The sequence below is a fragment of the Streptomyces sp. Go-475 genome, assembly GCF_003330845.1.
Taxonomy (GTDB): Bacteria; Actinomycetota; Actinomycetes; order Streptomycetales; family Streptomycetaceae; genus Streptomyces.
On the sequence record NZ_CP026121.1, the window covers coordinates 577835 to 598137 of the forward strand.

Here is a 20303-nt window from a genome sequence, read left to right on the forward strand (position 1 = left end):
GGGCTACTTCCAGCGCTTCGGGTAGCCGGGCAGGTCGGTGCAGCCGCACATCGCGTAGTGCAGCGGCGGCATGGTGGGGTCGACGTACTCGTCCAGGTTGTCCTGGGTGATGGTCGGCTGCGGCAGCTTCCACGGGTTCGGCACCCGCTCGCCGTCGAGGATCTTCAGCGCGGCGATGACCGGGGTGCGCCACTGGTAGGTCGGGTAGGTCGGGGCGATCGCCGTGAGCTTCTTCTCCTTCCACAGCTTCAGGAAGTCGAGCTGGTCCTCGCCGTTGATCGGCGGCACGGGCTTGCCGGCGTCCTCGAACGCCTCGACCGCCGCGCCCGCGACCGCCCCGGCGTCCATCCAGACGCCGTCGATCGTGCCGTACCGCTGGATGTAGTCGTTGACGATCTTCTTCGTCTTCGCCGGGTCGCCGTCGGTGAACTCGACGCCGACGACGTCGACGCCCGCCTTGTCGAAGGCGACCTTCGCCGCGGACCAGCGGGTCTCCAGCACGTCGACGCCGGGCAGGATGCGCAGCGCGAGCACCTTGCCGCCCCGCTTCATCTTCTGGGTGACGAACTCCGCCGCGACGTGGCCGAATCCGTAGCCGCCGATGGGGTTGATGAACGTCACCGGGCAGGTCGTGTCGACGCCGCGGTCGAAGACGATGACCGGCAGGCCCTTCCGGCAGGCGGCCTCCACGGCCGGGGTGAGCGTCGCGGTGGTGTTCGGCGAGACGATGAGCGCGTGGCAGCCCTTGCCGAGCAGGTCGTTGATGTCGGCGATCTGCTTCTGGTCCTTGCCTTCGGCATCGACGTGGACGAACTCGGAGATCCGGCCGCGGTGCGTGTCGACCTCGGCCCGCATGGTCTTGAAACCGACCTGGCGCCAGGGGTTGTTCAGCCCCGCGTTGGAGAAGCAGAGCTTGTACGGTCCGGGCTTCTTGAACTTCGCGGTGTCCACCATCTCCGGGTTGAGCGCCTGCTCCCAGGGCTTGCCGGACGGCCCGGTGGGCGCGGCGTCCAGGAGCGCGAGCTGCTCGTCGTAGTCGGCCTGCACGAAGAACTTCGACTGCTCCCCGGTGCCCGACCCGGTGTCCGATCCGGTGCTCGCGGAGGCCGAACCCGTTGCGCCGGTGGTGGGCTCGTCGGTGGAGCAGCCGGCCAGCACCAGTAAGGCGCTCACGGCCAGCACCGTCATGGAATGCCTCACTGAATCCCCTTTATCTGGTCGGGAAACGGAAGGACGCGGCCGCCACGGCGAGCAGGATGATCGCGCCTTGGACGGTCGGTTCGAGGGCGCCGGAGACGCCGTAGAAGTTCATGAGCGTGAAGAGCGTCTCCAGGGTCAGCGCGCCCAGCATCGCGCCGACGACCGAACCACGGCCCCCGCCCAGAGCGACACCGCCGAGGACCGCCGCGGTGATCGCGCCGAACTCGAGGCCGGCACCGGCCTGGAACGACACTCCGCTGTACCCGCCGATGAGGACCGCCGCGAGCGTGGCGGCGACTCCGCTGAGGACGAACGCCATGGTCTTGGCTCGCCACACGCGCACGCCGCTCAGCTCGGCGGTCCGCGGGTTGCCGCCGACGGCGACCAGGGTGCGGCCGAAGTCCGAACGCGCCAGCACCAGCGCCACGGCGGCCGCCGCCAACAGGACGATCAGGGCATACGGTATCCGGCCCAGCACGGGCACGTCCTCGAACGCCGACCGACCGAGCCGCCGGAACTCCTCGGAGAGGCCGCCCTTCGGGGCACCGTCGGACCACAGGTACACGGCACCGACGAGTATCAGGAACATCCCGAGGGTCGTGATGAACGACGGCACCCGCAGCCGCGTGGTGACCAGGCCGTTGACGAGGCCGACGGCGACGCCGAACGCCAGCAGGAGCACGACGACAGGCCAGCCGGCCGACGGATCACCGTCGATCAGCCGGGCGGCGATGACCACCTGCGCGGTGACCAGAGAGCCGACGGACAGGTCCAGCTCGCCGGAGACGATCACGAAGTACTGGCCGGCGGCGAGCAGGACGACCGGCGCGGAGCGGCCGAGGAACGACATCAGCGACGGCGGCGAGAGGAAGTCCGGCTGGCGGGCGGTCAGCAGGACCAGCAGCACCGCCAGGATCACGAGGATCGGTGCGAGACCGCCGGAGCGGAACGTGAGGAGCCGCAGTGGGCGCGCGATCCGCATGCTATGCCGCCTTTCGCATCGCCCGGCGGGCGTAGACGGCGACGGCCGCGATGATGATCACGCCACGGATCACCTGCTTGAAGAACACGTCGACCTCGAGCTGGTTGAAGACGGCGTCGATACTCGCCAGCAGCAGCACGCCGCCGACCGTGCCGACCACGCCGCCGCGCCCGCCGGCCAGGGCGGTGCCGCCGAGCACGACCGCGGCGATGGACTCCAGGTCGTACAGTCCCTCGGTGCCCACCCTCGGTGCGCCGGCGCCGAGCCGACTGGCGAGGTAGACCCCGGCGAGGCCGGCGCAGAGGGCGCACAGCACATGGGCGGTGACGAGGACCCGGCCGCCCCGCACGCCGGAGAGCCGGGCGACCTCCGGGTCACCGCCCACGGCGATCAGGTGGTGGCCGAAGCGGGTGCGCGCCAGCACGAACCAGGTCGCGGCGGCGACGGCGAGCAGCAGCAGGAACGACACCGGCACCGGGCCGACGCGCTGGTACCCCAGGCCCCGCACCAGGGCGGGTGCGGTCTTGCCGGCCGGGCCGTCGTATCCGTTGTCGAGGTATCCCTTCAGCAGCAGTCCGACGCCGACGGTCGCGATGAAGGGGTTGATCCGCGCTGTGGTGACGAGCAGGCCGTTGACGAGGCCGATCGTGGCGCTGACGGCGAGCGTCAGGCCGATCGCCGGCAGCAGCGCACCGTCGTCGCCGGCCATGGTCTCGGCGGCGACGAGGGTGCTCAGGCTGACCACGTACGCCACGGACAGGTCCAGCGAGCCCCCGATGACGACCAGCGTCTGGCCGACCGCGACCAGGCCCAGACCGGCGGCGACGTGCAGCAGGCTCACCGTCGTCGGCACGCTGAACAGCCGGCCGCCGTCGACCGTGACGACGATCCAGCCGATCGCCAGGGTGAGGACCAGGGCGACGAACACACCGGGCGGGGTCCACCGGGCCGGCGGGGACAGCGCGCCGCTCATCCGGCCGCCTCCCGCGCGGTGCCGACCGCCAGGGCGACGACATCCTCCTCACTCGCGCCGGCGGGTAGCTCTCCGGCGATCCGGCCGTCGCGCATGACGATGATCCGGTCGCTCATACCGAGCAGTTCGGGCAGTTCGGACGAGACCATCAGCACGGCGGCGCCGTCGCGGGCCAGCCGGCGGACGAGATCGTGGATCGCCGACTTGGCGCCCACGTCGATGCCGCGGGTCGGCTCGTCGAAGAGCAGGATCCTCGGGGCGAGCGCGAGCCATCTGGCCAGCACGACCTTCTGCTGGTTGCCCCCGGACAGGAAGCGGATCTCCTGCTCCTCCCCCGCGGCGCGAAGCTCGACGGCCGCGAGCAGCTCCCGGACCCGCGCGGTACGGGCACCGCGGCCGAGCCGGCCTGGGCCGACGGCGCGGACGGCGCGGACGGCGCGGGCGGCCAACAGCGCGTTGTCGAGCACCGACTGCCCGGCGACGATCCCCTCGCCCTTGCGGTCCTCGGAGACGTAGGCGATACCGGCCCGTATCGCGGCGCGGGGCGAGCGCAGCCGGACCGGCGCTCCGTCGACGGTCACCCGGCCGGTGCTGAACGGTGCGGCGCCGAACAGTGCGCGGGCCAGCGCCGACCGGCCGGAGCCCTGCAGGCCGCCGACGCCGAGCACTTCGCCGGCGCGCAGCCGCAGGTCGATGTCGCGCAGCTTCCGGTTGCCTCCGCCCCGGACGGTCAGCCGCACCGGGCCCAGCTCCTGCGGATCGGCCCGGGCAGGGTAGTAGCTCGACAGCTCGCGGCCGACCATGTGATGCACCAGCTGATCGGCGCTGGTGTCCGCGGTGTCCAAGGCGGCCACCGCCCGGCCGTCCTTGAGCACGGTGATCCGGCTGGACAGGTCGAAGACCTCCTTGAGGCGGTGCGAGACGTACAGCACGCCTATCCCGTGCTCCTGCAGCCGCCGTACGAGCGCGTAGAGCTGGTCGACTTCGTGGTCGGCCAGAGCCGCGGTGGGCTCGTCCATGATGAGCAGCCGCGCGTCGAGGGCGAGCGCCTTGACGATCTCGACCACCTGTTGTTGCGCCACGCCGAGTCGTCCCACGCGCGTGTCGGGCGGTATCGAGCCCTCCCCGATCGAGGCGAGGAGCCCCGCGGTCTGGCTGAGCATCGCCCTGCGGTCGACGAGCCCCCGGCGCAGGGGCTCACGGCCCAGACAGACGTTCTCCGCGACGGTGCGCTCGGGCAGCAGGGTCAGCTCCTGGTAGACGATGCCGATTCCGGCCTGTCGGGCCTCACGCGGGGTGCGGAACATCCGCGGTGCGCCGGCGAACTCGACCGTTCCCTCGTCAGGCTGGTGGACGCCGGACACCACCTTCATGAGCGTGGACTTGCCGGCACCGTTCTCACCCACGACCGCGTGCACCTCGCCCGGCCGGACCTGGAGGTCGACGCCGTCGAGCACTCGCACGCCGAGGAACGACTTGCCGATGCCTCGCAGAGTGAGCAGCGGCGACGGCAGCAGGCCAGACATCGTGGACCCTCAACATTCGCGTCGTCAGCAGGACCGAGTCGCCGATAGCTGAATCGTTCGGGTACGCCCGGCATGGAATGACAGCTCCCCTCCGGAAGCTGTCGTCCAATAGCCGCGAACTTTCGCCGGACGCGATGGCGACATCGCGGCCCCGAGGGTAAATGCCTGGATGAGTGCCTGGCAATACCAGCAGACATCAGCGATTGATACGCCAAAATCTGTTATCGAATCGCCCCGTCCACAGTCGCGCGCCGAACCACGACGGCTGTTGCGCAAAATGTGTTATCGAATCGCCCCGTCCACAGTCGCGCGCCGAACCACGACGGCTGTTGCGCAAAATGTGTTATCGAATCGGCCCGGCGACGGTCGCGCGCCGAACCACAACGATTGATGCGCAAAATGTGTTATGGAATCGGCAGTACCCGATTCATATTGACTGTTGCGATACGCCGCTGCATGCTGGCCCGGCAGACCACGGGAGACGGTCGCATCTGGTGTGACTCCCTTGCTTCCGTAGGGACTTGACTGCCCGTCACGGCGGACGGGACGACGAACTGACGGCACACGCGTGCCTACGACCGCGCTCGGGCACTCCGGCGCATCTTCAGGTGCGGCCGACGCGTGCCCGTGGTCATGCCATCGTTGCTCCGCCGAATAGGAGACGGCATGCGTCGCATCATCTTTGTCTTCGGGGCGATCGCGAGCGTGCTCCTGTCGCTCGTCGTCGCCCCACCGGCGTCAGCGGCGCCGGCCTTCCGAGCCCTGGTCTTCACGAAGACGGCCGGTTACCGGCACGATTCGATCCCGGCCGGCCTGACGATGTTCCGGGAGCAGGCGGCGGCCAACAACTTCGAGTTGGTCCACAGCGAGGACTCGAGCGTTTTCACCCCGGCGAACCTCGCCACCTTCGACGTGCTCATCATGTTCCAGACCTCGGGAATGGTGTGGACCACGGCGGCCCAACGTCAGGCGGTGGAGGGCTACCTCGCCAGTGGCAAGGGCATCGTCGCGATCCACAACGCCACGGACATGGGAATCGAGAACGAGTACCCGTGGTGGGACCAGACCATCAACGGCGGCGCGCACATGCCGGAGCACTCCCCCGGCGTGCTGGGCGGCACCGCCATCGTCGCGGACAAGAAGCACCCGTCGACGGCCGGCCTGCCGGACCGTTGGAACCGCAGCGAGGAGTGGTACAACTTCGACCGCAACCTCCGCGGCGACGTCCATGTCCTGGTCACCGCGGACGAGCGCACGTACAACCCGGGCCCCCGCGCCATGGGGCCGGACCACCCCATCTCCTGGTGCCGCAACACCGGCGGCGGCCGCGTGTGGGCCACCGGCATGGGGCACGCCAGCGCGGCCTACAGCGAGACCCATTTCCGCAACCACGTCCTCGGCGGCGTCAAGTGGGCGGCCGGCGCCGAGCCCGGCGACTGCGGCGGCACCGTGTGGAGCAACTTCGAGAAGCGCACCCTCGACGACAACACCGCGGACCCGATGGCCCTCGCGGTCGCCCCGGACGGAAGGGTGCTCTACGTCCAGCGGGGCGGGCAGCTGAAGATCTTCAAGCCGACCACGAACAGCACCGTGACAGCCGGCACGCTCAACGTCTACACCGGCGGCGAGGACGGCCTGACCGGACTGGCGCTCGACCCCGACTTCGCCGACAACGGCTACGTGTACCTGTATCACTCCCCGGCCGGAGTCCCGAACGACATCAACCGGGTCTCCAGGTTCAAACTCACCGGCGACACCCTGAACATGTCGAGCCAGGTGACGATCATCGACATCCCCGCGACCCGGGACCGCACGTTCGCCGAGCCCGGGCACACGGGCGGGTACATCGAGTTCGGCCCCGACGGGAACCTCTACATCGGCACCGGGGACGACGTCCCACCGAACCTCGACTCCAACTGGCAGGGCTACGCCCCGCTGGACTGGCGGCCGGGCAAGGCCAACCTCGACGCCGCCCGCACCGCCGGCAACACCAACGACCTGCGGGGCAAGCTTCTGCGCATCCGGCCGTCGGCCGACGGCGGCTACACCATCCCGTCCGGCAACCTCTACCCGCAGGGCACGGCGCAGACCCGGCCGGAGATCTACGCGATGGGCTTCCGCAACCCGTTCCGCTTCTCGATCGACCCGGCCAACGGGTGGGTCTACCTCGCCGACTACGGCCCGGACCGGAACCCGCCCGCGACCAACCGCGGCCCCGAAGGGCTCGTCGAGCTCAATGTCATCAAGTCCCCGGGCAACTACGGCTGGCCGTTCTGTCACGGCGACAACCAGGCCTACGCGCCCTACAACCCGGACACCCGCGTCGTCGGCCCCAAGTTCAACTGCAACGCGCCGGTCAACAACTCGCCGAACAACACCGGCCTGACCAGCCTCAAGCCGATCGTCGCGCCGAACATGTGGTACGGCTACGGCGTCTCACCGCAATTCCCCGAACTCGGCTCCGGCGGCTCGGCGCCGATGGGCGGACCGGTCTACCGCTACGACGCCGCGAACCCGTCCGGGACGAAGTTCCCGCCCTACTACGACGGGGTCCACTTCTTCTACGAGTGGTCGCGCCACACCGTCAAGGAGGTCCACTTCGACTCCGCGACCGCGGTCACCCGGACCAACCCCTTCATGCCCGCCGCCAAGTTCCTCAAGCCGATGGACATGGAGTTCGGGCCCGACGGCTCGCTGTACCTGCTCGAGTGGGGCACCAACTTCTTCGGTGGCAACAACGACTCGGGGCTCTACCGCATCGACTACAACCAGGGCGGGCGGTCGCCGATCGCCAAGGCCACCGGAACGCCCACCAGCGGGAACGCGCCGTTGACCGTGCGGTTCAGCAGCGCGGGGTCCACGGACCCGGATCCCGGTAACACGATCAGCTACCACTGGACGTTCGGCGACGGCACCACGTCCACGGCGGCCAACCCGTCGCACACCTACACCGCCAACGGCAACTACACCGCCCAGCTCAAGGTCACCGACAACACCGGCAAGACAGCCTTCGCCAACGTGCCGATCACCGTGGGCAACACCGCACCGGTCGTCACCATCACGATCCCGCCCGACGGCGGCATGCTGGACTTCGGCGACCGAGTCTCCTACAAGGTGTCCGTCTCGGACCCCGGCGGCGCGCCCGTCGACTGCGCCAAGGTCTTCGTCAACCCCGCCCTCGGCCACGACGACCACCAGCACGAGACCACGGACTACCCGGGGTGCTCGGGCACCATCGACACGAAGCTGCTCGGCGGGCACCCCGACGGCGCCAACCTGTATTACGTCCTCAACGCCCGCTACACCGACGACGGCGGCCCCGGCGGTGCGGCGCCGCTCACCGGCTACGCCCACACGATCCTCCAGCCCAAGCACAAGCAGGCCGAGTTCTACACGGACCAGTCGGGTGTGCAGGTCGTCGAGCAGGCCGGGGCGGAGAGCGGCAAGCGGGTCGGCAACATCTCCGACGGCGACTGGATCGCGTTCAACCCGATGAGCCTGTCGGGCATCACGAGCGTGAAGTACCGCCTGTCGTCGCCGAGCGGCGGCGGATCGATCGAACTGCGCGCCGACTCCCCGACCGGCACGCCCCTGGCCACGACACCGGTGCCGAGCACCGGCGGCTGGAACAACTACCAGTCCACGTCGGCGGTGAACACCGCCGATCTTTCCGGCTCGCACCAGCTCTACCTGGTGTTCAAGGGCACCTCGAACAACTGGTTCGACCTCGACTCGCTCACCTTCGGGGGCAACGGGGTCGGCGAACCGGGCAGCGGCGACGGTGGGGGCGTGGCCGGTCGGACCTGGACGGTCGCGGCGCAGCACAGCGGCAAGTTCATGGACGTCAGCAGCGCCTCGACCGCTGACGGCGCCCAGGTCGTCCAGTGGCCGGCCACCGGCGGCAACAACCAGAAGTGGCAGGCCGTCGACGCCGGTGGCGGCGCCGTCCACCTGAAGGCAGCGCACAGCGGCAAGTGCCTCGCCGTCACGGGCGGGTCCACCACCCAGGGCGCGTTCCTGCAACAGTCCACCTGCGACAACAGCAACCCGCAGAAGTTCCTCGTCACACCGACCACCACGGTAGGCGTGTACACGGTGAAGAGCCTTCCCAGTGGCCTGTGCGTCGACGTCAACGGCGGCTCTACGGCCGACGGCGCACGGCTCCTGCAATGGAGCTGCCACGGCGGCACCAACCAACAGTGGCGGTTCACCGCCGTATAGCCCGTCCGGACGGGATGCCCGGCGCGGTCGCGCGCCGGGCATCCCTCACACCCTACGAACAGGTGAGGAATCGCCATGGTGTTTCGCATACCTCGGCCCCGCCGGTACGGACGGCTGTCCGCACTGGGCACCGCCCTGGTGCTGGTCGCCGTCGGCGCCACCGCGGTGGCGGCACCGATCGAGCCCGGGCGCACCGCCCCCATCGTGGGCGCGCAGTCGGGCCGCTGCCTGACCGTCCCCGGCACCACCAACGGCACCCAGACCCAACTCCAGGACTGCACCGGCGCAACCGGCCAGACCTGGACCTACACCGCCGGCAAACAACTGACCGTCCACGGCGGCAAGTGCCTCGACGCCAGCGGACGCGGCACCACCAACGGCACCGCGGTCATCATCTGGGACTGCAACGGCCAGAACAACCAGCAGTGGAACGTCAACCCCAACGGCACCATCACCGGCGTCCAGTCCGGACTGTGCCTCGACGCCAACGCCGGCGGCACCGCCAACGGCACCAGGACCATCCTCTGGTCCTGCCACGGCGGCACCAACCAGCAGTGGAACTCGCCGACCACGCCGCCGGACCCGCCGGTGCCGGGCGGCGCGGGCACGTGCGACATCTACGCCTCGGGCGGCACCCCCTGCATCGCCGCCCACAGCACCGTACGAGCGCTCTATGGCACCTACAACGGCAACCTCTACCAGGTCCGGCGCTCGTCCGACAGCACGACCCGGAACATCGGCGTCCTGAGCGCGGGTGGCACCGCCGACGCGGCGACGCAGGACTCGTTCTGCGCGGGGACCACCTGTGTCATCACCGTCGTCTACGACCAGTCCGGCCGCGGGAACGACCTGTGGTACCAGGGGTCGAGTGTGGTCCCCGGCTCCAGCCAGAGCCGCCCGGCGATCGCGACGTCCGAGTCGCTGGCGGTCGGCGGCAGCAAGGCCTACTCGCTCTACATCAACCCCGGCAACAGCTACTGGCGGGACGGCCACCTGACCGGCGTACCGACCGGCAGCGCCCCCGAAGGCATGTACATGGTGACGAGCGGCACCCATGTCAACGGCGGCTGCTGCTTCGACTACGGCAACAGTGAGACGACCCGGGCGGCCGACGCGGCCGGGGCGATGGACGCGATCAACTTCAGCACCCAGTGCTGGTTCGGAGGGTGCGTCGGCACCGGCCCATGGGTCCAGGCCGACCTCGAATGGGGGCTCTACTCCGGGGGCAGTCAGGCCTGGAACACGAACCAGCGGGCCTTCACCAGCAAGTTCGTGACGGCGATGTTGAAGAACAACGGGACGAGCCGTTTCGCGCTCAAGGGTGGCAACGCCCAGTCCGGAAACCTGACCACGCTCTGGGACGGCGCGCTTCCGCCGGGTTACAGCCCCATGAAGAAGCAGGGGGCCATCATCCTCGGCAGCGGTGGTGACTGCTGCAAGCCCGGCGGCGGCGCGAACCTCAGCGCCGGCACCTTCTACGAGGGCGCGATGGTGTCCGGATATCCGTCCGACGCGACCGAGAACGCGGTGCACGCCAACATCGTCGCCGCCGGCTATCGCTGAGCCGCTGCCCGCACCGAAACGCGGCACAGCCTGACGTCAGCCACTCCCGGCCAGAGAACCCGGAAGGGCCACCGCCCAGCAGTGGGCAGGTGGCCCTTCCAGCGTGCCGCGTCAGCTCACGGCAGGGTCCATTTCTGGTTGGCTCCGCCGTGGCAGGTCCACAGGTGCACGAGGGTGCCGTCGGACGAGCTGGCGCCCGACACGTCCAGGCACTTGCCCGCCTGCGGGTTCCGCAGCGACCCGTCCGAGGACGCCTGCCAGTTCTGGTTGGCGCCACCGTTGCAGGACCACAGCTGGACTTTCGCCCCGTCCGCCGTACTGTTGCCGCTGACGTCCAGGCACTTGCCCAACGCCTTGACCGTCGACCCCGGCGTCACCGTCCACTGCTGCCCCGCCGAGCCCGTGCACGACGAGATCTGCACCGCCGTACCGTCCGCCGAGGCGCCGTCACGGACATCCAGACACTTGCCCGCGAGCCCAACGACCGGACCCACGCCGGGTGTGGGTGGTGGGGTGCCGCCCAGCTCCTTGATCCGGACGTTGCGGAACGACACGTCGTCCCCCGTGCCGTGGTTCTGGATGCCGACGTGGCCGGCAAGCGAGCGGGCGGGGTCGGTGTTGGTGAAGTCATTGACCTTCACGCCGTTGAGCCAGACCTGGAGCCGCTCGCCCTCCACCAGCAACTCGAAGGTGTTCCACTCGCCCGGTGGGTTGAGCGCCGCGTCCCGGGCGGCCGTGTCCGGGGCCTTGACGGCGTAGATCGAGCCGGTCGTGCGGTCAGGCGCGTCGGTGGCGTCGATCTGGACCTCGTAGCCGTTGTTCAGTGCCGACTGCGGGTCGCTCGACGGTGGGAAGCCCACGATCACGCCGGAGTTGTCGTCGCCGGGCATCTTCCAGTCCAGCTTGAGCGAGTAGTTGGTGAACTGCCGGGCGCTGTACCAGAGCATGCCCATGCCGCCGTGCGAGGCGAGGGTGGCGTCCGCGTTGGTGAAGCCGCCCGGGCCGGCCTGCGACCAGCCGGTGGTCGAGCCGTTGTAGAGGCTCGTGTAGCCGGTCTCGGGCCGGCAGTCGGCCTTGGTCCGGCCTGCCGCGTACCGGATGCCGCCGAGCAGGTGTGCCCGGAACGCCGGCTCGGCGTACGACGCCTGGCTGTGCCCGCCGCCGGTGTAGAAGGACCGGCCCCCCGAGTAGGTCTTGCACCAGGTGTGCGGGTGGTCGGCGCCCATCGAGCCGCCCGAGTACGACGACTCGTCCAGCGTGGTGAGCACGCGCGCGGTGGTACGGGGGTTGGTCCGGAAGTTGTACCACTCGTCGGTGCGGGTCCAGGTCTGCGGCAGGTGGGCGGTCGCCGCGTGCGCCCGCCCCTCCACCTTGACGTTGGCCCGCTGGATGGCGGGGTGCGAGGCGAAATAGGCGCCGACCAGCTCACCGTAGAACGGCCAGTTGTACTCCGTGTCCGCGGCCGAGTGGACGCCGACGAAGCCGCCGCCGGAGCCGATGTACGACTGGAACGCCGACTGCTGGGCGTCGTTCAGGACGTCGCCGGTGGTGTTGAGGAAGATCACCGCCTCGTAACGGCTCAGGTTGCCGGCGGTGAAGTGGTTGCCGTCCTCCGTGGCCGTCACCGTGAAACTGTTCGCCGCTCCGAGGTCGCGGATGGCCTGGATCCCTGCCGGGATCGAGTCGTGCCGGAAACCGGCCGTCTTGGAGAACACGAGGACGTCGTAGGCCGTGTCCGCGGCACTGACGGGGCCGGGCTGCCCGAGGAGGGCCAGGGCGGCGAGTGTCGCGGCCGCCCCACCAAGCAGCATTCGGGGTTGTCTGCGCATGTCCGTCGCTCTCTTCTCGGTGACAGAAATCAGGGCAGGGTCCATTTCTGGTTGGCTCCGCCGTGGCAGGTCCACAGGTGCACGAGGGTGCCGTCGGACGAGCTGGCGCCCGACACGTCCAGGCACTTGCCCGCCCGCGGGTTCCGCAGCGACCCGTCCGAGGACGCCTGCCAGTTCTGGTTGGCGCCACCGTTGCAGGACCACAGCTGGACTTTCGCCCCGTCCGCCGTACTGTTGCCGCTGACGTCCAGGCACTTGCCCAACGCCTTGACCGTCGACCCCGGCGTCACCGTCCACCGCTGCCCCACCGCGCCCGTGCACGACGAGATCTGCACCGCCGTACCGTCCGCCGAGCCGCCGTCACGGACATCCAGACACTTGCCCGCGAGCCCCACGACCGGACCCACGCCGGGTGTCGCGCCACCGCCGGGATTGAAGGTGAACGCGTCGACGTCGAAGAGGAATCCGGAGCCGCCGGCGAAGGTCAGGTAGAGCGTGGTGGTGCCTGCCGGTGCACCGGAGATCGAGCCGCCCACGGTGGTGAAGTTCGTCCACGAGCCGGTGACCGGGACGGAGGCGGAGCCGAGGACGGTGCCGGTCGGCGAGCCGGCCCGGACCTGCAACGTGCCGCCCGCGCCGGCTGACGCCACCCGGGCGCTGAACGACGTGGCGTTGCTCAGCTTGTACGGCTCGAATGCGATCCAGTCGCCGTTCTCGATGTCACCGACGGACTTGCCGCCCTCGGCTGTCGACTTGTCGTAGGTGGTGATGCCGGACGATGTCTTGTAGTGCTCGGCCTGCCGGTGCTTCGGCTGCAGGATGTGCTGCGTGTGCGTGGTGAGCCCGGCTTTGTCGGTGTACTCGGCGTCGAAGACCCCGAAGATGTTCGCCGCGTCGTCGTGCTCGCCGTCGACCGGGATGGTGATCGTGCCGGAACAGCCGGTCTTCGAGGTGATCGGGTGGCCGTGGCTGTCGTGACCGACGAGGTACGTCAGCTTGACCTTGGCGCAGTCGACCGTGCCGTCCTCCGGATCCGTCACGGTGATGCTGTACGGCACGGTGTCGCCGAAGGCGAAGATCTCCCCCGCGGCGGGGCTGTTGATGGTCACGGTCGGGGCGGTGTTGCCGACGGTGATCCGCACGTCGGCGGTGCCGGTGGCGCCCTGCGGGTCGCGCACGGTCAGCCTGGCCGTGTAGTCGCCGTTCGTGTCGTAGGTCTTCGTCGGGTTGGCGGCGGTGGAGCTGGTGCCGTCACCGAAGTTCCACGCATAGGTCAGTGCCCCGCCCTCGGGGTCGGACGAGCCGGCCGAGGAGAAGGTCACGGTCAGCGGTGCCGTGCCGGAGGTCCGGTTGGCGCCGGCCACCGCCGTGGGCGCCCGGTTGCCGGCGCCGACGTGGTCGAAGCGGTACAGGGCGGAGTTCTGGTCGCCCTGGTAATACCCGGTGCCGTAGTCCAGCACGTAGTAGGAGCCGTCCGGGCCGAACGCCGAGTCGATCACCTGCTTGCCGGTCCAGGGGAAGCTGTCGATGGTCCCCGGCGTGCCGTCGGCGTTGAGGTGGATCGGCTTGATCCAGCCGCGGCCGAACTCCGTGGCGAAGAACTGCCCGTCGAACGACTGCGGGAACTTCGTGGGCGAGCTGAGGTCGGGGTCGTACCGGTACACCGGGCCCGCCATGGGCGACTCCGAGCCGCTGCCGAACGCCGGCGGGCTGCCGGCCTCGCCGCCGTAGCGGATCCAGGCGGCCTTGGCGGGGGGCAGTGTGCTCAAGCCGGTGTTGCGGAACGAGTTGTTCGTCGGCCCGCCCGAGCAGTTGTACTTCGCGCCTGCCGTGTTGGTGGCGAAGTCCCACTCCGCGTACGTCTCGGAGCTCGTGTTCGTGCCGGTGCAGTACGGCCAGCCGTAGAAGCCGGGGCCCGTGACGCGGTTGAACTCGACCTGGCCCTGCGGTCCGCGGGCCGAGGTGGCGCCGGCGTCGGGGCCGTAGTCGCCGACGTAGACGATGCCGGTGGCCTTGTCCACGCTCATCCGGAAGGGGTTGCGCAGGCCCATCGCGTAGATCTCCGGCCGGGTCCTGGCCGTGCCGGGCGGGAACAGGTTGCCTGCCGGGATCGAGTACGACCCGTTCTCGTTCACCTTGATCCGTAAGATCTTGCCGCGCAGGTCGTTGGTGTTGGCGGCGGTGCGCTGCGCGTCGAACGCCGGGTTGCGGTTGGTCCGTTCGTCGAGCGGCGAATATCCGGCGGACTCGAACGGGTTGGTGTCGTCGCCCGTGGACAGGTACAGGTTGCCTGCCGCGTCGAAGTCGATGTCCCCGCCGGCGTGGCAGCAGATGCCTCGGTCGGCCGGCACGTCGAGGATGTCCACTCTGCTGGACTGGTTGAGCGTGAAGTCGGCGTTGAGCCTGAACCGGGACAGCCGGTTGACCCCCTGCCACGCCGACCAGTTGGTGCCGGTGGTGGGTGCGTCGCCTCCTGGCGTGGACAGCGGCGGGGCGTAGTAGAGGTAGATGTGGCGGTTGGTGGCGAAACCCGGGTCGATGCCGATGCCTTGCAGGCCGTCCTCGTCGTGCGCGTACACGGGGATGCTGCCGATCACGGTGGTGGTGCCGCTGGCGTCCGTGCGGCGCACGGTCCCGTTGCGAGCGGTGTGCAGCACCGACCGGTCGGCGAGTACGGCCAGCGACATCGGCTCACCGACTTCCGCGACCCCGCGGGCCAGTTGGACCTGCTGGAAGTCGGCGGGATTGATCGGGTGCGCCGAGGCCGGGGGCGCGCTGGACAAGGTCGCGACGAGAGCGGCCGCGACCAGGAGCAGAGCCGAACCGATGGCCGGCCAACACGCGGGAGCCCGCATGATTTTCATGAACATGACAATGCAATCCCCTTCCTGAACAGGTGGCTGCCAGGCTTGGGGCGCGCGCTGCCGCGCCGATGCCGTAGCGGGAAGTCGCCGCCTCGGCCCGCTGGGTGTGCTTCAGCAGGCCACTACGCCGAGCGGGGGCAACAGCTCGGAAACAGGAGAAGTCGATGGTTACCGCGCTGTCGGGTCACATCGACAACCGTGACGGTACGCCGACAAGGCTAGAAGGCTCCAGCCCAATATGTCCACACTTCCCTCCGAACCAGCCAGGCTTTTGGTCTGTTGTGGAGCAAGTTACGAAGGGCCCGAGCCCTGTCAGGACTCGGTGCCATCTCCGACCCGGATCGGCGGGGGGATGCGGACGGGGGCGTTCGCCGCCGCCCGCGCGGCAACCCGGCCGGGTCCGGCCACGCCTTCGCCGACCACGGATCACCCCTGCGCACCGCAGTAGAGGCCGCGGGACCCACCACGTCCCGCAGATCGTGACCATCAGCCGCCCCGGCGAAGGCGACCGGTTTCTTGACTACGCCGGCCCGGCCGAAGCCAGTGATGCGGCCAACCAGTCCGCGACCACCCCCGGCCCTCCAAGCCTGTCAGCCGCCCCTCCACGAGCGGGCATGGTGTTCCCACGCATAGCCACGCCCCAGACTATGTTGCCCCACCATATGTGCCCCTGACCTGCATGTTCCTACGGTGTGCCAACACGTACCCGTCCCCACCGCACACGAGGAAGTGGCGCACATGGCCTCCGCATCCACCGCTCCCCCATCGCCCGGCAACCTCAAGCGCATCGTCGCCGCCAGCCTCATCGGCACCACCATCGAGTGGTACGACTTCTTCCTCTACGGCTCCGCCGCCGCGCTCGTGTTCAACACCTTGTTCTTCCCGGACTCCGACCCGCTCGTCGGCACACTGCTGTCCTTCCTGACGTACGCGGTCGGTTTCGCCGCCCGCCCGCTGGGCGCGCTGGTGTTCGGGCACTACGGCGACCGGCTCGGGCGCAAGAAGCTGCTGGTGCTGAGTCTGCTGCTGATGGGCGGGGCGACCTTCGCGATCGGGCTGCTGCCCACGCACGCCACCATCGGGACGGCCGCGCCGGTGTTGCTCACCGTGCTCCGGCTGGTGCAGGGCTTCGCGCTCGGCGGCGAGTGGGGCGGTGCCGTGCTGCTCGTGTCGGAGCACGGAGACGCGCGACGGCGCGGGTTCTGGGCGTCGTGGCCGCAGACCGGCGCGCCGGCGGGGCAACTCCTCGCCACCGGTGTGCTGTCCCTGCTGACGGCCCTCCTCTCGGACGCCGCGTTCGGCAGTTGGGGCTGGCGGATCCCGTTCCTGCTGTCCGGCGTCCTGGTGATCGTCGGTTTGTGGATTCGTCTGTCTGTCGACGAATCCCCCGTTTTCAAGCAGGCGTTGGCGCAGGCCGAGGCCCGTAAGGCGGACCGGTCCGGAGACGCGGAGAAGCTGCCGCTCGTCGCCGTACTGCGGCACCACTGGCGTGACGTCCTGGTCGCGATGGGCGCACGGATGGCGGAGAACATCAGCTACTACGTCATCACCGCGTTCATCCTCGTCTACGCCACCACCTCGGCCGGCGTCTCCAAGCAGGTCGCGCTCAACGCGGTACTGATCGCCTCGGCCGTGCACTTCGCCGTCATCCCGGCGTGGGGCGCGCTGTCCGACCGGATCGGCCGCCGTCCCGTCTACCTGCTGGGGGCGGTCGGTGTCGGGCTGTGGATGTTCCCCTTCTTCTCGCTGATCGACACCGGCGGCTTCGGCAACCTGATCATCGCCGTCACCGTGGGGCTGGTGCTGCACGGAGCGATGTACGCGCCGCAGGCGGCGTTCTTCTCCGAGATGTTCGCGACCCGGATGCGCTACTCCGGCGCTTCCATCGGCGCCCAGTTCGCCTCCGTCGCGGCGGGCGCGCCCGCGCCGCTGATCGCCACCGCGCTCCTCTCCGACTACGGCAGCTCCACACCGATCGCCCTGTACGTCGTCGCCGCTTCCCTCCTCACCGTCGTTGCCGTGGCGGCGGCGAAGGAGACCCGCCACCGGGACCTGTCCGACGTCACGTCCGCCGCCGCCCCGGACCGGGCCACGGCCCCGGCGGCGGACGCCCGTACCCCCTGAGCCTTCCGCCGGTGCGGCCGGCCCCCGTACATCCCCGCGTACGGGGGTCAGTGCCGCGCCGGTGCCGACAACCGGTGCAGTCTCAGGGCGAGTTGGATCTCCAGGACGCGCGCCGGGCTCTGCCAGTCGTCGCCCAGGAGGCGGCCGACGCGCTCCAGGCGCTGGGCGACCGTGTTCACGTGGACGTGCAGTTCGTCCTTGGTGCGGGCGGGGCTCATGCCGCAGGCGAAGTACGCGTCGAGGGTGCGCACCAGCTCCGTGCCGCGTCTTCGGTCGTACGCGACGACGTCGCCGATGGTGCGGTCGACGAAGCCGGGGATGTCCCGGTCACCGGCCAGGAGCAGCCCCAGGAAGCCGAAGTCCTCGGCGGCGGCCCCGTCCCCGGAACGGCCGAGCAGGCCCAGGGCGTCGAGACAGCGCCTGGCCTCCGCGTAGGCCGTGGCCACCGTGTCCGGGCGGGCGGAGAGGTCCTCGGCGGGTGCGGAGGCGCCGACGGTGACCGGCGCGTGGACCGCGGTGCCCAGCTGACGGGCGGCCGTGCGCGCAAGGTCGGTGGCGGTGTCGCCGGGGCCGAGGGGCAGCAGCAGGACGGTGCCGCCGTCGCGTGCGGCGGCGAGGCCGTGCCGGGTCGCGGCCAGGTGGGACGCCGCGGCCGCCAGGCGTCTGCGGGCGTCCGCCTCCTGGTCGGCGTCGGCCGCGCCGCCCTCCAGCCGCGCGGCCAGCACCACATGGACGGCGTCGAGGTCGGCGTCGAGACGGGCCGCCCGCTCCCGCAGCAGGCGCGGATCACGGTCGCGGGCGTCCAGCAGGTCGTCCAGCAGCTCGCCGCGCACGCGCTGTTCGGCCTCGGCGGCGGACCGGCGGGCCAGGAGCAGCAGGGACGTGACCATGGCGGCCCGCTCCAGGGTGCGCTGGTCGACGGGGTCGAGGCCCGGGTGTCCGCGCAGCACGAGTGCGCCGAGCAGTTCGCCGCCGGCGGCGACGGCGGCGATCCAGTCGTCCTCGTGCCGCACGGCGTGCCCGTCCGCGCGGGAGGCCTCCAGTGCCTCGGCCGGTGCCGCGGCGGCCTCGGCGAACTGGACCGTGCCGTCGAGGACCTCGGAGACCGCGGCGGCCACGTCGTGCACGCCGCCGCCGCGCAGCACCAGCTCGGCGAGCCGGTCGTGCACCTCGGAGGCGCGCTCGATGACACCGCTGCGGTCCCGGATGATCTCGTTGGCCCGCTCCAGGCCGGCGAGCGCCGACCGCGTCTCGGCGAGCAGGTTGGCGGTGTCGATGGCGGCCGCGGCGAGGGCGGCGAAGGAGCCGAGCAGGGCGATCTGCTCCCGCTCGAAGACCCGGGCACGGCGGTCCGCGGCGAACAGCACCCCGATGACGTGGTGCCCGAGCGTCAGCGGCACGCCGAGGATGGCCACGAGCCCCTCGTCCCGCACGCCCGCGTCGATGGTGAGGGTGTGCTGGAAGCGGTCGTCCTTGAAGTAGTCGTCGGTGACGTAGGGGCGTGCGGTCTGGGCGACCAGGCCGCCGAGTCCCTCGCCCATGCCTAGTCGCAGCTGCTGGAAGCGGGCCGCGACCGAGCCCTCCGTGACCCGCATGTACGTGTCGCCGCGCTCCGGGTCGTTCAGGCTGAGGTACGCGACGTCCGTGCCCAGCAGCGACCGGGCGCGCTGCACGATCGCCTGGAGCACGGCGTCCAGGTCGCGCAGCCCGGCGAGATCGTGGGCGGTCTCGAACAGGGCGGACAGCTCGGCCTCGCGGCGGCGGCGTCCCTCCAGCTCCGCACGCACGCGCAGGGCGAGCGGCTTGGCCCGCTGCAGCGCGTCGATCCACTCGGCCGGCCGTCCTTCGGCGCGTGCCAGCAGCACCGGCTGCTCGTAGGCGTCGGCGGACGCGCCCCGGGCCAGCAGCTCGAGGAACGGCGTCTCGGCACTCACCGACGGCACTTCCACGCGGCCCGACGGCGCCTCCGCCCGGCCCGACGGCACTTCCGCACGCGCCGACGGCATCTCCGCCCGGCCCGACGGCCCTTCCGCCCGGCCCGACGGTGCTTCCGCGGCGCCGGCGAATCGCCCGGCCGGCTGAACGTGATCGCTGGACATGCCCACAGGATTCACCATGACCCGCCCGTCCCGTCAGCCCTGTGGATAACTCCCCGGCCGACGGACACCGCCGTGCTCAGTGGGCGGTCCAGCCGCCGTCGAGCACGAGCGACGTGCCGGTCACGAAGGACGCCTGCGGAGCGCACAGGTACGCCACGGCCTCGGCGACCTCCTCCGGTTCGATGAGCCGCTTGACCGCACTGTCCTGGAGCAGCACCTCGGACAGGACCCGCTCCTCGGGGATGCCGTGCGCCTGGGCCTGGTCGGCGAGTTGCTTCTCCACCAGTGGGGTGCGCACATAGGCGGGGCTCACACAGTTCGAGGTGACACCGTGGGGCGCGCCTTCGAGGGCGGTGGTCTTGGAGAGCCCCTCCAGGCCGTGTTTGGCGGCCACGTAGGCCGACTTGTAGGCGGAAGCGCGCAGTCCGTGGACGGACGACACGTTCACGATGCGGCCCCACCCCTGCCCGTACATATGGGGCAGGGCACCTCGGATGAGGCGGAAGGGTGCCTCCAGCATCACGGTGAGCACCGTGTGGAAGACGTCGGGCGGGAACTCCTCGATGGGGCGCACGAGCTGGAGCCCGGCGTTGTTGACGAGGACGTCGGTGCCCGCGGCGGCGAGCTCGGCGGCGTCCAGGTCGGTGAGGTCGAGGACGTGCGGCTCCACGGTGCCCGCGAGGTCACGGCCCTGCTCGGCGAGCGTCTCCAGGCCGGCGGCGTCCCGGTCGACCGCTCTCACCTTGGCCCCGGCGGCCGCGAGCCGCAGCGCGCAGGCACGGCCGATGCCGCCGGCGGCGCCGGTGACGAGCGCGGTGCGGCCGCCGAGGTCGAGCGGGGAGGCGTGGGGAGCCGGTAGGACAGGGGGCGCGGTCATGCCTCGACCCTAGGCAGCGCCCCTGCCCCGCCCCATATGGTCAGA

The 20303-nt window shown here is 70.4% G+C and carries 11 protein-coding genes; 3 read left to right on the forward strand and 8 right to left on the reverse strand.

Annotation, left to right across the window (positions count from 1 at the left end):
* Window positions 1-3: 3 nt before the first annotated feature.
* From C1703_RS02675 to C1703_RS02690, 4 genes are read right to left on the reverse strand one after another with little or no spacing between them, the layout of a single operon-like run.
* Window positions 4-1188, reverse strand: a complete 1185-nt coding sequence (locus C1703_RS02675; protein ID WP_114250347.1) for a substrate-binding domain-containing protein — start codon at window positions 1186-1188, stop codon at window positions 4-6.
* Between the two features lie 22 nt (window positions 1189-1210).
* Complete coding sequence (locus tag C1703_RS02680) at window positions 1211-2182, reverse strand: ABC transporter permease (protein WP_114250348.1); 972 nt, start codon at window positions 2180-2182, stop codon at window positions 1211-1213.
* 1 nt (window position 2183) lies between these two features.
* The gene (locus C1703_RS02685; protein WP_114250349.1) at window positions 2184-3155 is read right to left on the reverse strand and encodes an ABC transporter permease; all 972 of its coding nucleotides are present in this window, start codon (window positions 3153-3155) and stop codon (window positions 2184-2186) included.
* Window positions 3152-4681, reverse strand: a complete 1530-nt coding sequence (locus C1703_RS02690; protein WP_114250350.1) for a sugar ABC transporter ATP-binding protein — start codon at window positions 4679-4681, stop codon at window positions 3152-3154. The genes C1703_RS02685 and C1703_RS02690 overlap by 4 nt, the downstream gene beginning before the upstream one ends.
* Window positions 4682-5347: 666 nt before the next feature.
* On the opposite strand from C1703_RS02690, the gene C1703_RS02695 reads away from it, so the two are divergent.
* Together C1703_RS02695 and C1703_RS02700 are read left to right on the forward strand one after the other, a co-directional pair.
* Window positions 5348-8902, forward strand: coding sequence for a ThuA domain-containing protein (locus C1703_RS02695; RefSeq protein WP_114250351.1), 3555 nt, complete (start codon window positions 5348-5350; stop codon window positions 8900-8902).
* A 75-nt stretch (window positions 8903-8977) separates the two neighbouring features.
* Entirely contained in the window at window positions 8978-10465 is a 1488-nt protein-coding gene (locus tag C1703_RS02700) for an arabinofuranosidase catalytic domain-containing protein (protein ID WP_114250352.1), read from the forward strand.
* 116 nt (window positions 10466-10581) lie between these two features.
* Here C1703_RS02700 and C1703_RS02705 read toward each other — a convergent pair whose 3' ends face one another.
* Together C1703_RS02705 and C1703_RS02710 are read right to left on the reverse strand one after the other, a co-directional pair.
* Window positions 10582-12294, reverse strand: coding sequence for a ThuA domain-containing protein (locus C1703_RS02705; RefSeq protein WP_114257258.1), 1713 nt, complete (start codon window positions 12292-12294; stop codon window positions 10582-10584).
* 29 nt (window positions 12295-12323) lie between these two features.
* Window positions 12324-15164, reverse strand: coding sequence for a carbohydrate-binding protein (locus tag C1703_RS02710; protein ID WP_114250353.1), 2841 nt, complete (start codon window positions 15162-15164; stop codon window positions 12324-12326).
* A gap of 732 nt (window positions 15165-15896) precedes the next feature.
* Between C1703_RS02710 and C1703_RS02715 the strand changes: the two genes are divergently transcribed.
* Complete coding sequence (locus C1703_RS02715) at window positions 15897-17282, forward strand: MFS transporter (RefSeq protein ID WP_114250354.1); 1386 nt, start codon at window positions 15897-15899, stop codon at window positions 17280-17282.
* 47 nt (window positions 17283-17329) lie between these two features.
* Here C1703_RS02715 and C1703_RS02720 read toward each other — a convergent pair whose 3' ends face one another.
* Together C1703_RS02720 and C1703_RS02730 are read right to left on the reverse strand one after the other, a co-directional pair.
* Complete coding sequence (locus tag C1703_RS02720) at window positions 17330-19381, reverse strand: GAF domain-containing protein (protein ID WP_232840395.1); 2052 nt, start codon at window positions 19379-19381, stop codon at window positions 17330-17332.
* A 76-nt stretch (window positions 19382-19457) separates the two neighbouring features.
* A complete protein-coding gene (locus tag C1703_RS02730; RefSeq protein WP_114250355.1) occupies window positions 19458-20258 on the reverse strand; it encodes a 3-hydroxybutyrate dehydrogenase in 801 nt (266 codons plus the stop codon).
* Window positions 20259-20303: the final 45 nt, after the last annotated feature.